The organism is Streptomyces lasalocidi (assembly GCF_005280215.1).
Lineage (GTDB): Bacteria > Actinomycetota > Actinomycetes > Streptomycetales > Streptomycetaceae > Streptomyces > Streptomyces longwoodensis.
The window spans coordinates 6,824,947-6,837,333 of record NZ_SZNQ01000001.1; the positions used below are offsets into that span (position 1 = coordinate 6,824,947).

Here is a 12,387-nt window from a genome sequence, read left to right on the forward strand (position 1 = left end):
ACCATGGCGAGCGACGCGCCGACCGGCCACGTATCCGACCTCGACTGGCTGTTGGGCGGCCTCGTGCAGCGCGTACCGCACACGGCCAGCGCGGTGCTCCTGAGCTGCGACGGCCTCGTGAAGTCCGTCCACGGCCTCGATCCCGACAGCGCCGACCACATGGCCGCCCTGGCCTCCGGGCTGTACTCCCTGGGCCGCAGCGCCGGCGTCCGCTTCGGCGACGGCGGCGAAGTGCGGCAGGTCGTCGTCGAACTCGACTCGACGCTGCTGTTCGTCACCACGGCCGGCTCCGGCACCTGCCTCGCCGTGCTGGCCGGCCGTGAGGCCGACGCGGCCGTGCTCGGCTACGAGATGGCGATGCTCGTCAAGAGCGTGCGCCCCTACCTGGCCACCGAGCCCCGCCGGCACGCCGTCGAACCCCCGGCGATGAGGTCTTGAGCGTGGCGGCGGCCGGGGACGGCCCCTGGCTCGACGAGGCGGCCGGCCGGCTGGTGCGCCCCTTCACGGTCAGCAACGGCCGGACCCGGCCCAGCGTGGCCCTCGACCTGCTGTCCCAGGTGCGGACCACCGGCGCCACCCCGCCCGGCCAGCTCGGGCCCGAGCACGCGCAGGCCCTCGACCTGTGCCGCTCACCGGTGCCGGTCGCCGAGGTGGCCGCCCACCTCAAGCTGCCGGCGGTGGTCACCAAGGTCCTCCTGTCGGACCTCGTCGACTGCGGCGCCCTGACCACCAAGCCCCCCGAGTACCAGCACAACCCCACCGACCGGGCCCTACTGGAGGCAGTGCTCGATGGACTACGACGACAGCTCTGAGTACGCGGGCCACGACGAACCCGATCCGTTCCCCACCGCGCTGAAGATCCTGGTCGCGGGTGGGTTCGGCGTCGGCAAGACCACCTTCGTCGGTGCCGTCAGCGAGATCGCGCCGCTCAGCACGGAGGAGCTGCTCACCACGGTCAGCGCGGCCACCGACAACCTCGACGGCATCGAGAACAAGGTCGAGACGACCGTCGCCATGGACTTCGGCCGCATCACCCTCGACCCCCGGCACGTGCTGTACCTGTTCGGCACGCCCGGCCAGGAGCGGTTCTGGTTCATGTGGGACGAGTTGTCCGAGGGCGCGCTCGGCGCGGTCGTCCTCGCCGACACCCGGCGCCTGGAGGAGTGCTTCGCCGCCGTCGACTTCTTCGAGGAGCGCGGACTCGGATTCGTCGTCGCCGTCAACGAGTTCGACGGGGCGCACCGCTACGGCCCCGAGGAGGTGCGCGCCGCGCTCGACCTCGACCCGGCGATCCCCGTCGTGCGCTGCGACGCCCGGATCTCCGCGTCCGGCGTGCAGACCCTGCTCACCCTCGTCCGGCACCTCATCGCGCACGCGCCCGTCGTGCCCGAGCCGACCCGCGGCGCGCGCCGGTGACCCCCGCCCCCCGCCCCCGGAGCCGCACATGACGTACGACCGCACCGACGGAGCCCGGACATGAGCTACGACCCGCCCCGACCGGCCGGGCGGCTGCTGCTCACCCCGCAGGACCAGGAGGCCCCCGCCCGCGCCGCCCGGCTGCGCCGGCTCGGCCTCGGCGCCCGCCCCGAGCCCGCCCTGGACGCCTTCGCCGACCGCGTCGCCGAACTCACCGGCGCCCCCTACGCGATGGTCAACTTCATCGGCGAGCAAGGGCAGTTCTTCGCGGGACTCCACGTCGGCCCCTGCGCCGCCGCGCGCGGGGGCAAGCCCGAGCTGGGGCGCCACCTGCCGCGCGACTACGGCTACTGCCCGCACGTCGTCGTACGGCGCCGGGCGCTCGTCCTGGACGACGTGGCCGACTTCCCGCGCTTCGCGGGCAACCCCATCGTCGACGAGTACGGCGTCCGCTCCTACCTCGGCGCACCGCTCGCCGACAGCACGGGCATGGTGCTGGGCACGGTCGGCGCGGCGGACCTCGCACCGAGGACCTGGGGGAGACCCGGGCTGGAGACCATCAAGGCCGCGGCCGCCGACCTGGTGGCCCGCATCGAGGCCGGCGCCCGGGACGGGCTGCCGTCGTAGCGGGGGCCCGGTGTGAAGCGGAGCTGTGGCGGCGCTTAAGAAAACCTCGATGGACCGCGGTGGGGGACGTACGGCAGATTGCTCGTCGAATCCACCCCTCTCCCCGGCTGCGGGCTCCTTCGGCCTGCCCGCGCGCCCGGGACCTCACCACAGGAGCCGTCGCGTGAAGGCGCTGGTCAAGGAGAAGGCGGAGCCCGGGCTCTGGCTCGCGGACGTCCCGGAGCCGCAGATCGGCCCCGGTGACGTACTGATCAAGGTGCTGCGCACCGGCATCTGCGGCACCGACCTGCACATCCGGTCCTGGGACGGCTGGGCGCAGCAGGCCATCCGTACCCCGCTCGTGGTCGGGCACGAGTTCGTGGGCGAGGTCGTGGAGACCGGGCGGGACGTCACCGACATAGCCGTCGGCGACCGGGTCAGCGGCGAGGGCCACCTGGTGTGCGGCAAGTGCCGCAACTGCCTGGCCGGGCGCCGCCACCTGTGCCGGGCCACCGTCGGCCTCGGCGTCGGCCGCGACGGCGCGTTCGCCGAGTACGTCGCGCTGCCGGCGTCCAACGTGTGGGTGCACCGCGTCCCCGTGGACCTCGACGTGGCCGCGATCTTCGACCCGTTCGGCAACGCCGTGCACACCGCGCTGTCCTTCCCGCTGGTCGGCGAGGACGTGCTGATCACCGGCGCCGGACCGATCGGCCTGATGGCCGCCGCCGTGGCCCGGCACGCGGGCGCCCGCCACGTGGTCGTCACCGACGTCAGCGAGGAGCGCCTGGAGCTGGCCCGCAAGATCGGCGTGAGCCTCGCCCTGAACGTCGCCGGTTCCTCGATCGCCGACGGCCAGCGCGTCCTCGGGCTGCGCGAGGGCTTCGACATCGGCCTGGAGATGTCCGGCCGGCCCGAGGCCCTGCGCGACATGATCGCCAACATGACGCACGGCGGCCGGATCGCCATGCTGGGCCTGCCGGCGCAGGAGTTCCCGGTCGACTGGGCCCGGATCGTCACCTCCATGATCACCCTCAAGGGGATCTACGGCCGCGAGATGTTCGAGACCTGGTACGCGATGTCGGTCCTGCTGGAGGGCGGCCTCGACCTGGCCCCCGTGATCACCGGCCGCTACGGCTACCGCGACTTCGAGACGGCGTTCGCCGACGCGGCGAGCGGCACCGGCGGCAAGATCATCCTCGACTGGACGGCGTAGGCCTGTCGGACAGGCCCCAGTTCTCGTGGCCCGGTTCGCCCGGCCCTGACGTACCCCTTTGGAGTCCCCCATGTTCGACACCGTGCGCGACGACCTGCGCGCCACCCTCGACGAGATCCGTGCCGCCGGGCTGCACAAGCCGGAGCGGGTGATCGGCACCCCGCAGTCCGCCACCGTGAACGTCACCGCGGGCGGGCGTCCCGGTGAGGTCCTGAACTTCTGCGCCAACAACTACCTCGGCCTGGCCGACCACCCCGAGGTGGTCGCCGCCGCCCACGAGGCGCTGGACCGCTGGGGCTACGGCATGGCCTCCGTGCGCTTCATCTGCGGCACGCAGGAGGTGCACAAGGAGCTGGAGGCGCGCCTTTCGGCCTTCCTGGGCCAGGAGGACACGATCCTGTACTCCTCCTGCTTCGACGCCAACGGCGGTGTCTTCGAGACCCTCCTCGGCCCGGAGGACGCGGTGATCTCCGACGCCCTCAACCACGCGTCGATCATCGACGGCATCCGGCTGTCCAAGGCCCGACGCTTCCGCTACGCCAACCGCGACCTCGCGGACCTGGAGCGGCAGTTGAAGGAGGCGGCCGGGGCCCGCCGCAAGCTGGTCGTCACCGACGGCGTGTTCTCCATGGACGGCTACGTGGCGCCGCTGCGCGAGATCTGCGACCTGGCCGACCGGTACGACGCGATGGTCATGGTCGACGACTCGCACGCCGTCGGCTTCGTCGGCCCCGGCGGCCGCGGCACCCCCGAGCTGCACGGCGTGATGGACCGCGTCGACATCATCACCGGCACCCTCGGCAAGGCGCTCGGCGGGGCCTCCGGCGGCTACGTCGCCGCCCGCGCGGAGATCGTCGCCCTGCTGCGCCAGCGCTCCCGGCCGTACCTGTTCTCCAACACCCTCGCCCCGGTGATCGCGGCGGCCTCGCTGAAGGTCCTCGACCTGCTGGAGTCCGCCGACGACCTGCGGGTCCGGCTGCGGGAGAACACCGCCCTGTTCCGCCGCCGGATGACCGAGGAGGGCTTCGAGGTCCTCCCCGGCGACCACGCCATCGCCCCGGTGATGATCGGCGACGCGGCCAAGGCGGGCCGCCTGGCCGAGCTGCTGCTGGAGCGCGGCGTGTACGTCATCGGGTTCTCCTACCCGGTCGTCCCGCAGGGCCAGGCCCGCATCCGCGTCCAGCTGTCCGCCGCCCACTCCACGGACGACGTGAACCGCGCGGTGGACGCCTTCGTGGCGGCCCGGGCCGAGCTGGAGGGCTGACCGGGAGCACACGGGGGCATTTGAGACAATCGATCGCATGATCGAAGCGCGGCGGCTCCACATCCTGCGTGCGGTGGCCGACCACCGTACGGTGACCGCGGCTGCCGCCGCGCTGTACCTCACCCCGTCCGCGGTCTCCCAGCAGCTCGCCGCCCTGGAGCAGGAGACCGGCCACCGCCTGGTCGAGCGCGGCGCCAAGGGCGTACGCCTCACCCCGGCCGGGGAGATCCTGCTCAGCCACACCAACGCCGTGCTCGCCCAGCTGGAGCGGGCCGAGGCCGAGTTGGCCGCCTACGGCTCGGGCCAGGCGGGCACCGTCACGGTCGCCGCCTTCGCGACCGGCATCGCCCTGGTCGTGGCCCCGGCGGTGGCCCGCCTCGCCGGGACCGCCCCCGGCATCCGCATCCGGGTCCAGGATGCCGAGGGCGACGCCAGCCTGCCGATGGTCCTGGACCGGCAGGTCGACGTCGCGGTGGCCGTCGAGTACCGCGGGGCGCCGCCGGCCGACGACCCGCGCCTCGCGCACGTGCCGCTCTACGCCGAGCCCTTCGACGCGGTCGTCCCGGTGCGCCACCGGTTGGCCGACCTGGCCGAGGTGCCCCTGGCCGACCTGGCGAAGGACACCTGGATCGGCCCCTACCCCGGCAACCCCTGCCACGACGTCGTCGTCCTGGCCTGCGAGCACGCCGGTTTCCAGCCCCGCATGGAGCACTCCTCGGACGACTTCCGCGCCGTCGTCGCCCTCGCCTCGGCGGATGCCGGCGTGGCCCTCGTCCCGCGCTCGGCCCTGCGCGGCATGGACCTCACCGGCGTCGTCGTGCGCCCGGTGGACGGCGTGGCGCCGACCCGCCGGGTCTTCGCCGCCGTGCGCCGCGGCGCAGAGGACCACCCGCTGATCCGCCCGGTGCTGGACGCGCTCGGCGAGGCGGCGGGCACGGAGCGCGCGGAGAGCTTCCGTTAACACGGCTGTCTCATATCAGGGATAGATTCCCGGATATGAGAAGCGAGGAACTCACCACCGAGGACCCGTACGCGGACGGCGGCGGCCCGGACCCCGACGCCGTCGACGCCCGACTCGCCGCCCGGCTGGCCGAGTTGCGGGCCGAGCGGGGCTGGACGCTGGGGGAGTTGGCCGAGCGCAGCAGCGTCAGCCGGTCCACCCTGTCGCGCGCCGAGCGGGGCGAGATCAGCCCGACCGCCGCCCTGCTGAACCGCCTGTGCCACGTGTACGGGCGCACCATGTCGCGGCTGCTCGGCGAGGTCGAGGCCGCCTCCGCGCCGGTGCCGGTGCTGCGCGCCGCCGACCAGCGGGTCTGGGAGGACCGCGCCTCCGGCTTCGTACGGCGCTCGGTGTCGCCGCCGCACCCGGCGCTGCGCGGGGAACTCGTGGAGGGACGGCTCGCCCCCGGCGCCGACCTCGCCTACGACCGGCCGCCCGTGGCCGGGCTGGAGCAGCACATCTGGGTGCTGGACGGGGCGCTCGCCGTCACCGCCGACGCCACCGAGCACCGCCTGGACGCCGGGGACTGCCTGCGGCTGCGGGTGTGGGGGCCGACGCGCTTCCGCTGCCTCGGGGACACCGGGGCGCGCTACGCGCTGGCGGTGGTGCTGCCGTGAGGGTGACCCGGCTGCACGGCGACCGGCTCCGGTCCGCGGTGGGGGCGTTGGCCGACCTGCTGGTCGACACGGTGGCCGGCGGCGCCTCGGTCGGCTTCCTCGCGCCGCTCGACCGCGACGGGGCCGTGGCCTGGTGGGCGGAGCGCGCGGCGGCCGCGGCCGACGGACGCCTCGCGGTGTGGGCCGCGTACGACGGTGACCGCGTCGTCGGCACGGTCGGCCTCGCCCTCCCGGACAAGCCCAACAGCCGCCACCGCGCGGAGCTGGTCAAGCTGATGGTGCACCGGGACGCCCGCGGCCGGGGCCTCGGACGGCGGCTGCTGGCCGTGGCCGAGGAGGCCGCCGCCGCGGACGGGTTCACCCTGCTCCACCTGGACACCGAGACCGGCAGCCCCGCCGAGCACCTCTACCGCGGGGCGGGCTGGACGCGGGCCGGGGTGATCCCCGACTACGCGGCCGCCCCGGACGGGGTGCTGCGGCCCACCACCCTCTACTACAAGCGCCTGGTGGACGCCGAGGGGTGAGTGTCAGTGGCAGGGGCTACGGTGCGGCACATGCCGGACGCCGAAGACGTACGCCGTATCGCCCTGTCCCTGCCGGACACGACGGAGAAGACCGCCTGGAGCATGCCCACGTTCCGGGTGGCGGGCAAGATGTTCGCCACGCTGCCCGAGGAGGAGACCTCCCTCGCCGTGCGCTGTCCCAAGGAGGAGCGCGACGAACTGGCCCTCGCCGAGCCGGGGAAGTTCTGGATCGCCGCCCACGAGGCCCAGTTCGCCTGGGTGCGGGTCCGGCTGGCGGCGCTGGACGACGAGGCGGAGCTGCGCGACATCCTCGCCGACTCCTGGCGGCAGGCGGCACCGCAGCGGCTGCTGGAGGCGTACCCGGAGCTGGGCGTGACCGACGGGCGGTGAGCCGTCACCGGGCCGGGCGGGCACGTGCGGCCGGTCCGGCCCACGGCGGTCGACGGCTGGCGGCCGGCGGTCGGCAGCCGGCGGTCGGCGGTCGGCGGCATCACTCGGCCACCGGCACCCGCCCCCCGGCGAGGAACGCCCCGATCCGCTCCCGCAGCGACCCCGCGTCCAGGCCGTGCGCCGCGACGTGCTCCTCCACGGTGCCGTACCGCCTGAGCTCGCGGCGGCCGACGCCGAGGCCCAGCACCCGGTGCGGCACGTCGGCGAGGGCGTCGTTCGCGGCGGCCGTCGAGGTGCCCGCGAGGTACGGCTCCACCAGCACGACGTCCGCCGTGGCCTGCTCGGCGGACCAGCGCAGGGCGGCGGCGTCGAAGGGGCGCACGGTCGTCGCGTACAGCACCGTGACGTCGAGGCCCTCCGTCGCCGCGAGCACCGCGTCGAGCATCGGCCCGACGGCGAGGACCACCCCGCAGCGGCCCTCGCGCACGACCAGGAACCGCTCCCCGTCCACGGGCAGCGCCGTGCTGTTCGCCTGCACCGACAGCCGCACGTACACCTTGTCGTCGGCGGTGAGGTCGCCCGGCCGCACCGCGTGCCGCAGCAGGGTCTCGGCCTCGTCCGGGTGGCCCGGCACGTGCACGGTCCAGCCGTCCAGCGTGTCCAGCAGGGCCACGTCCCCGGGCGCCATGTGGGTGAAGCCGCCGGCCGGCCAGTCGAACGACGCGGCGGCGCTGACCAGCACCGCGCCCACGTCCTGGTGCCCGAGGTCGAGCTTGACCTGCTCGAAGGGCCGCTCGACGAGGAAGCTGGCGAAGGTGTGCACGACGGGCCGCATTCCGGTGAGCGCCAGCCCGGCACCCGCGCCGATCAGCAACTGCTCGCGGATGCCCACGTTGATCACCCGGTCGGGATGGCGGGCCCGTGCCCCGTCGAAGGCGGCGGCGCCGATCTCGGCGACGACGACGGCGACCCGGGGGTCCTCGTCGAGCATCCGGGAGACGGCGGGGGCGAAGCGGTCACGCATGGTGTCCATGGAAGGCCTTCCAGAGTCGGCGGAGGGGAGGGGGGTGTCGTCAGTCGGACTTGGGCTCGACCCGGGCGACGACCGCGTGCGGGCGGCCCGGGTGCGGGGCGGTGAAGGCGGCGTACAGGGCCTCGTGGTCGCGGCCGTCGACGGCCGCCGTGGACCACCCCGCTGCCTCGAAGCGCGCGACGATGCCGCCCGGCCGGGCGTACGTGGCCGAGGAGTTGTCGACGACGACGGTGTGCAGCCGCTCCAGCCCGGCCGGGCCGGCGAAGGCGATCGCCTCGTGGTTGCTGCCCTCGTCCAGCTCCGCGTCGCCGACGAGCACCCACACCGCGGGTCCGGCGAGCCCTTGGGCACGCAGGCCCAGCGCCGTGCCCACGGCGATCGGCAGCCCGTGCCCGAGGGAGCCGCTGCCGATCTCGACGCCCGGCACGAGGGTGCGGTCCGGGTGGTGGCCGAGGGGCGAGTCGTAGGAGCCGAAGTCCGGGAGCCAGGCGGCCGGCACGAAGCCCTTCGCGGCGAGGACCGCGTAGTAGGCCATCGGGCCGTGGCCCTTGGACAGCAGGAACCGGTCACGCTCCGGGTCGTCCGCGCGCTCGGGCGCGACCCGCAGCACCCGGTCGTGGAGCACCCACAGCACGTCGAGCGTGGAGGTGGCGGCGGGGCCGTGCTTCTCGTCGCCGGTCATCCTGCCCATGAGGTCCGGCAGGTCCGCGTAGCTGTACGCCCGGTGGCGTTCCTCGGTGATCGTCATGCGGACGATCGTGCAACCTCGACCAAACTTGAGGTCAAGTGCGGCACGGCCGAAACGGGTGCGCGACCACCGACCCGAGTGCGGTATTGTTTCCCTGCGCGTTCGGCCAGGGGAAAGCCCAGGTCAGACGGCACCGGGACGTGGCGCAGCTTGGTAGCGCACTTGACTGGGGGTCAAGGGGTCGCAGGTTCAAATCCTGTCGTCCCGACGGTGTGGTCCGGCGGGCCTGTCGACAACGACAGGCCCGCCGGACTTTTTCGTGCCGCCGCCCGCCGTGGTTGCGGTTGCGGTTGCGTCAGCGCCCGGGGCGCAGCCGCCGCAACTCGTCCACCCGAAGCAGGCGGGCCAGGCCCGCGTACGCCAGGGCCAGGGTGAGGGTCCCCGCCAGCAGGGCGAGCGCGGTCGGCACGCCGCGCCGAGGGCGTCGGCACAGGCCCGGTCGGCCGCCCAGGCCAGGCCCGCGGCGCACGCCGCGGCGGCCAGCACCTTCGTGTACGTCCGCCGCACCGCGCCGTCGTCCAGGCGGCCGCCCAGCCGGCGGCGCAGCAGCCGCGCGGTGAGCGCCAGTCCGACCAGGTAGGACAGCGCGTACGCGCCCGCCATGCCGGTCACCGCCCAGCGGGCGGGCAGCAGGACGTGGCAGGCGGTGGCCAGGACGATGTTCACCGCGGCGATCCACAGGGCCATCAGGAACGGCGTACGGGTGTCCTCGACGGCGTAGAAGCCGCGCAGCAGCAAGTACTGGGCCGAGAACGGGACCAGGCCGAGTGCGAACGCCTGGAGCATGTGGCCGAGCGGCCGCGCCGAGGCCGCGTCGGCGGCGCCGTGCGCGAACAGCAGCGTGGCGATGCGCGGGCCCAGCGCGAGGAACAAGAACGCGGCCGGGACGACCAGGACCCCGCTCACCCGCAGCCCCCGCGCCAGGTCGGCCCGCAGGTCCGCGATCCGGCCCTCGGCGACGGCGCGGCTCATCCGCGGCAGCAGCGCGGTCACCAGGGAGACGGTCACCACCGACTGGGGGAGCATCCAGATCGTCTGCGCGTAGGTGTACGCCGAGTAGCCCACGCCCGCCTGCGGCAGCGCCTGGTCGGCGGCGTTGGCGAATGCGGTGATCACGATCAGGGCGACCTGGTTGGCGAGGACGAATAGCAGCGTCCACTGCGCGGCCCGCACGCCCGAACCCAGGCCCGAGCCGCGCCAGTCGAAGCGCGGGCGGAACCGGAACCCCGCCGCGCGCACGAACGGGACCAGCGCGAGCGCCTGGACGGCGATGCCCGCGGTCGTGCCCAGGCCCAGCAGGCGCACCTGCGCGCCGGTGACGTCCTCGACCTGCCGGGGCACCGTCATCAGCCCCAGGTAGAGGCCGAACATCGCGGTCAGCACGATGTTGTTGAGGACCGGCGTCCACATCATCGCGCCGAACCGCTCGCGCGCGTTGAGGACTTGGCCCAGCATGCAGAACAGGCCGTAGAAGAAGATCTGCGGCAGCAGGAAGCGGGCGAAGACCACGGTGAGCCGGAACGCCTCGTGACGTGCGGGCGTGTCCCGCATGTACAGCCCGACGATCTGGGGGGCCGCCCACACCGCGAGCAGGGTGCCCACGGCCAGGACCGACACGACGAGCGTCACGAGGCGCTGTTCGTATGCCCGGCCGCCGTCGGCGTGCGTGGCGCGCGCCCGCACCAGCTGCGGCACCGGCACGGCGTTGAGCGCACCGCCGATCAGCAGGGTGTACAGGCTGGTCGGCACGGTGTTGGCCGTGTTGTACGTGCTCGCCAGCAGGCCGGTGCCGAGGGCCGCGGCCTGGAGCACCTGCCGGATCAGCCCGGTCGCCCGGGACACGACCGTGCCGGCCGCCATGAGAAGCGAGGAACGCGCCGCCCCACCGCCCCCTCCTCGCCCCGCCCGCCTGTCGCCCCGCGTGTCGTCCCGTGCTGTGGCCCTGACCCCCTCGAACATCGGGTCAACCTACGTCAGCGGGATCCCCGGCCCACAGAGCCGGGTACGATTCCCGGCCGTCGTTGCGGAGTCGCGGAAGAACGAGGTGATGTCGGCACCGAGCGCGTCCGTTCACTCAACTCGTGGGTGGGCGGAACCGGAGCGCGACTGGCCCGTGTCTTCGGCACGACGGAGGGAGCGCGCCAATGAGTCAGCCGCAGCGTGGCAGCTCGGACCTATTGTCGGAGAACCTGGACTACGCCCTCAGGACGGCCGCCAGTGAACTGACCCGAGGGGAGACGAAAGCGAGCATTCTCTTGGCCATCAACAGCGTTGGCCTGGGCTTTGTCGCAGCCAACCTCGACAGCTCCCAGCCCATGGCGGTGCTTGTCACCGGAGCGGTCGGGGCGGCCTTCCTTCTGTTCGCCACGGTCACCTTGCTCATCGCTGTTCGCCCGAACGCAGCCGATCGCGCCGGCACCTCGTGGGGCTGGTCACGGTGGACGGTGATGGACCGTGATGAGCTGCGCGCTCACTTGGCCACGGAGATACGACCGGAGACGATTCTGTTCCTGTCGCGCGTGGTCAGCATGAAGTTCCAGATGTTGCGCCGAGCGGTGAACTTCATCCTGATCGGCATCTGTCTCGTAGCTGCTGCTGGGGTGCTCAGTCTGATCATTCAGTGATTCAGGCAGGCGGGTGCGGGTCACCCCATAGTCAGACGTGGATCGGGGCCTTGATCGTTACCGTCGCGTCGCGCACGGTGCACGAACTGGGGAGTCAGCGTGCGCGCATTGGTGCTTGGGGACGACGGGATGCACCTACGGTCACCCATGTGCGATGCATGACTGGCCGGCAGCGGAGGGGGATCCATGACAGGAAGTATTCGCCGAGCCGTGGTGATGGCAGTGACAGCCGCGACTGCGCTCGTGACGGCGGTCGGTCCAGCTCAGGCCGGGAGCGAGTCGACCCGGTACAACTGTCCCGACGGAGCCGTCTGTCTCTACGGTGAGGGTGCACCCCTCTCGTCGAAGCCCACGCACATCTGGTACAGCTACGGCGCACACAACTTGAGCGGCCAGTACAACCACCACAACATCTTCAACAACCAGTACGGCTGGAACGCTCTGGCCGAGCTGTGCACCGGCTACAACGGGACGGGCGACTGCGACGACGTCATGTGGCCGCAGGATGGGTACTGGACGGACTTCACGCCGATCAACTCGGTTGTCCTGTACCTGTACTACCCAGGTGGCGGCTGAGCAGTGAATACTCCTGCGTGCCTGGTCAGGCCAGGGTGCGGGTTGTGCGCCTCTGGGGCGGTCGCGCAGGTGCACAGCGGCCGGAACAGTCGACGGCGCCGGGTGAACTCCTGGCCCTGCGGAGCCGCGCGGCCAGAGCGCGGAGGACGCGGGCGCGATCGCGGTTGAACGCGATGGGCAGCCGCAGGACGAACTGGTCGTAGCCGTCCTCGGCGAGGGCGGCCGGGTCGTCGCACTCCACATCCGGGCAAGCCGGCGCACCGCCTCCACCTCGGCGTGCTCCACACGGGCTCGTCCGAGCGCGCCCGCGGCGAAGTCCGCGCCGCCTGGACGCGAACGGGCTGGTCGGAAGCCGGGCCGGCCGCCCGGCCACCGT

At 73.2% G+C, this 12,387-nt stretch carries 14 protein-coding genes, 1 tRNA gene and 1 pseudogene; 13 read left to right on the top strand and 3 right to left on the bottom strand.

The window, feature by feature from the left end:
- Window positions 1-3 precede the first annotated feature (3 nt).
- The 10 genes from E4U91_RS30785 (at window position 4) to E4U91_RS30830 (ending at window position 7,030) form a co-directional block, all read left to right on the top strand.
- Window positions 4-438 (top strand): roadblock/LC7 domain-containing protein, encoded by a 435-nt coding sequence (locus E4U91_RS30785; RefSeq protein WP_137309836.1) that lies wholly within the window; start codon window positions 4-6, stop codon window positions 436-438.
- A gap of 2 nt (window positions 439-440) precedes the next feature.
- Window positions 441-812 carry a DUF742 domain-containing protein gene (locus tag E4U91_RS30790; RefSeq protein WP_137309837.1) on the top strand — a complete coding sequence of 124 codons (372 nt, stop codon included), beginning with the start codon at window positions 441-443 and terminating at the stop codon, window positions 810-812.
- Window positions 790-1,416 carry a GTP-binding protein gene (locus E4U91_RS30795; protein WP_137309838.1) on the top strand — a complete coding sequence of 209 codons (627 nt, stop codon included), beginning with the start codon at window positions 790-792 and terminating at the stop codon, window positions 1,414-1,416. The genes E4U91_RS30790 and E4U91_RS30795 overlap by 23 nt, the downstream gene beginning before the upstream one ends.
- Window positions 1,417-1,476: 60 nt before the next feature.
- Window positions 1,477-2,043, top strand: coding sequence for a GAF domain-containing protein (locus E4U91_RS30800; RefSeq protein ID WP_137309839.1), 567 nt, complete (start codon window positions 1,477-1,479; stop codon window positions 2,041-2,043).
- A gap of 163 nt (window positions 2,044-2,206) precedes the next feature.
- Window positions 2,207-3,235 carry an L-threonine 3-dehydrogenase gene (tdh, locus tag E4U91_RS30805; RefSeq protein WP_137309840.1) on the top strand — a complete coding sequence of 343 codons (1,029 nt, stop codon included), beginning with the start codon at window positions 2,207-2,209 and terminating at the stop codon, window positions 3,233-3,235.
- A 70-nt stretch (window positions 3,236-3,305) separates the two neighbouring features.
- Window positions 3,306-4,499, top strand: coding sequence for a glycine C-acetyltransferase (locus tag E4U91_RS30810; protein ID WP_137309841.1), 1,194 nt, complete (start codon window positions 3,306-3,308; stop codon window positions 4,497-4,499).
- Between the two features lie 37 nt (window positions 4,500-4,536).
- Complete coding sequence (locus tag E4U91_RS30815) at window positions 4,537-5,460, top strand: LysR family transcriptional regulator (RefSeq protein ID WP_137309842.1); 924 nt, start codon at window positions 4,537-4,539, stop codon at window positions 5,458-5,460.
- A 35-nt stretch (window positions 5,461-5,495) separates the two neighbouring features.
- Window positions 5,496-6,116, top strand: a complete 621-nt coding sequence (locus E4U91_RS30820; protein WP_137309843.1) for a helix-turn-helix domain-containing protein — start codon at window positions 5,496-5,498, stop codon at window positions 6,114-6,116.
- Window positions 6,113-6,640, top strand: a complete 528-nt coding sequence (locus E4U91_RS30825; protein WP_174867881.1) for a GNAT family N-acetyltransferase — start codon at window positions 6,113-6,115, stop codon at window positions 6,638-6,640. The genes E4U91_RS30820 and E4U91_RS30825 overlap by 4 nt, the downstream gene beginning before the upstream one ends.
- Window positions 6,641-6,670: 30 nt before the next feature.
- A complete protein-coding gene (locus E4U91_RS30830; RefSeq protein ID WP_168218197.1) occupies window positions 6,671-7,030 on the top strand; it encodes an MmcQ/YjbR family DNA-binding protein in 360 nt (119 codons plus the stop codon).
- Window positions 7,031-7,130: 100 nt separating this feature from the next.
- On the opposite strand, the gene E4U91_RS30835 is transcribed toward E4U91_RS30830, so the two are convergent.
- A complete protein-coding gene (locus tag E4U91_RS30835) occupies window positions 7,131-8,063 on the bottom strand; it encodes a transketolase family protein (RefSeq protein WP_137309845.1) in 933 nt (310 codons plus the stop codon).
- Between the two features lie 40 nt (window positions 8,064-8,103).
- Window positions 8,104-8,811 carry a thiamine pyrophosphate-dependent enzyme gene (locus E4U91_RS30840; protein ID WP_137309846.1) on the bottom strand — a complete coding sequence of 236 codons (708 nt, stop codon included), beginning with the start codon at window positions 8,809-8,811 and terminating at the stop codon, window positions 8,104-8,106.
- Window positions 8,812-8,945: 134 nt separating this feature from the next.
- On the opposite strand from E4U91_RS30840, the gene E4U91_RS30845 reads away from it, so the two are divergent.
- A tRNA-Pro gene (locus E4U91_RS30845) sits at window positions 8,946-9,019 on the top strand.
- An 87-nt stretch (window positions 9,020-9,106) separates the two neighbouring features.
- On the opposite strand, the pseudogene murJ reads toward E4U91_RS30845, so the two are convergent.
- Window positions 9,107-10,671, bottom strand: a pseudogene (gene murJ, locus E4U91_RS30850) (murein biosynthesis integral membrane protein MurJ).
- A gap of 284 nt (window positions 10,672-10,955) precedes the next feature.
- On the opposite strand from murJ, the gene E4U91_RS30855 reads away from it, so the two are divergent.
- Window positions 10,956-11,435: a Pycsar system effector family protein gene (locus tag E4U91_RS30855; RefSeq protein ID WP_137309847.1), complete on the top strand. Its 480-nt coding sequence runs from the start codon at window positions 10,956-10,958 to the stop codon at window positions 11,433-11,435.
- 384 nt (window positions 11,436-11,819) lie between these two features.
- Window positions 11,820-12,011, top strand: coding sequence for a hypothetical protein (locus E4U91_RS30860; RefSeq protein WP_137309848.1), 192 nt, complete (start codon window positions 11,820-11,822; stop codon window positions 12,009-12,011).
- The last annotated feature ends 376 nt before the right edge of the window (window positions 12,012-12,387 follow it).

What these genes read in the sequence shown, in the direction of transcription:
- E4U91_RS30835 (WP_137309845.1), bottom strand. Translation starts at nt 8,063, where the DNA reads ATGGACACCATGCGTGACCGCTTCGCCCCCGCCGTCTCCCGGATGCTC.
- E4U91_RS30840 (WP_137309846.1), bottom strand. Translation starts at nt 8,811, where the DNA reads ATGACGATCACCGAGGAACGCCACCGGGCGTACAGCTACGCGGACCTG.
- E4U91_RS30855 (WP_137309847.1), top strand. Translation starts at nt 10,956, where the DNA reads ATGAGTCAGCCGCAGCGTGGCAGCTCGGACCTATTGTCGGAGAACCTG.
- E4U91_RS30785 (WP_137309836.1), top strand. Translation starts at nt 4, where the DNA reads ATGGCGAGCGACGCGCCGACCGGCCACGTATCCGACCTCGACTGGCTG.
- E4U91_RS30820 (WP_137309843.1), top strand. Translation starts at nt 5,496, where the DNA reads ATGAGAAGCGAGGAACTCACCACCGAGGACCCGTACGCGGACGGCGGC.
- E4U91_RS30810 (WP_137309841.1), top strand. Translation starts at nt 3,306, where the DNA reads ATGTTCGACACCGTGCGCGACGACCTGCGCGCCACCCTCGACGAGATC.
- E4U91_RS30800 (WP_137309839.1), top strand. Translation starts at nt 1,477, where the DNA reads ATGAGCTACGACCCGCCCCGACCGGCCGGGCGGCTGCTGCTCACCCCG.
- E4U91_RS30815 (WP_137309842.1), top strand. Translation starts at nt 4,537, where the DNA reads ATGATCGAAGCGCGGCGGCTCCACATCCTGCGTGCGGTGGCCGACCAC.
- E4U91_RS30830 (WP_168218197.1), top strand. Translation starts at nt 6,671, where the DNA reads ATGCCGGACGCCGAAGACGTACGCCGTATCGCCCTGTCCCTGCCGGAC.
- E4U91_RS30795 (WP_137309838.1), top strand. Translation starts at nt 790, where the DNA reads ATGGACTACGACGACAGCTCTGAGTACGCGGGCCACGACGAACCCGAT.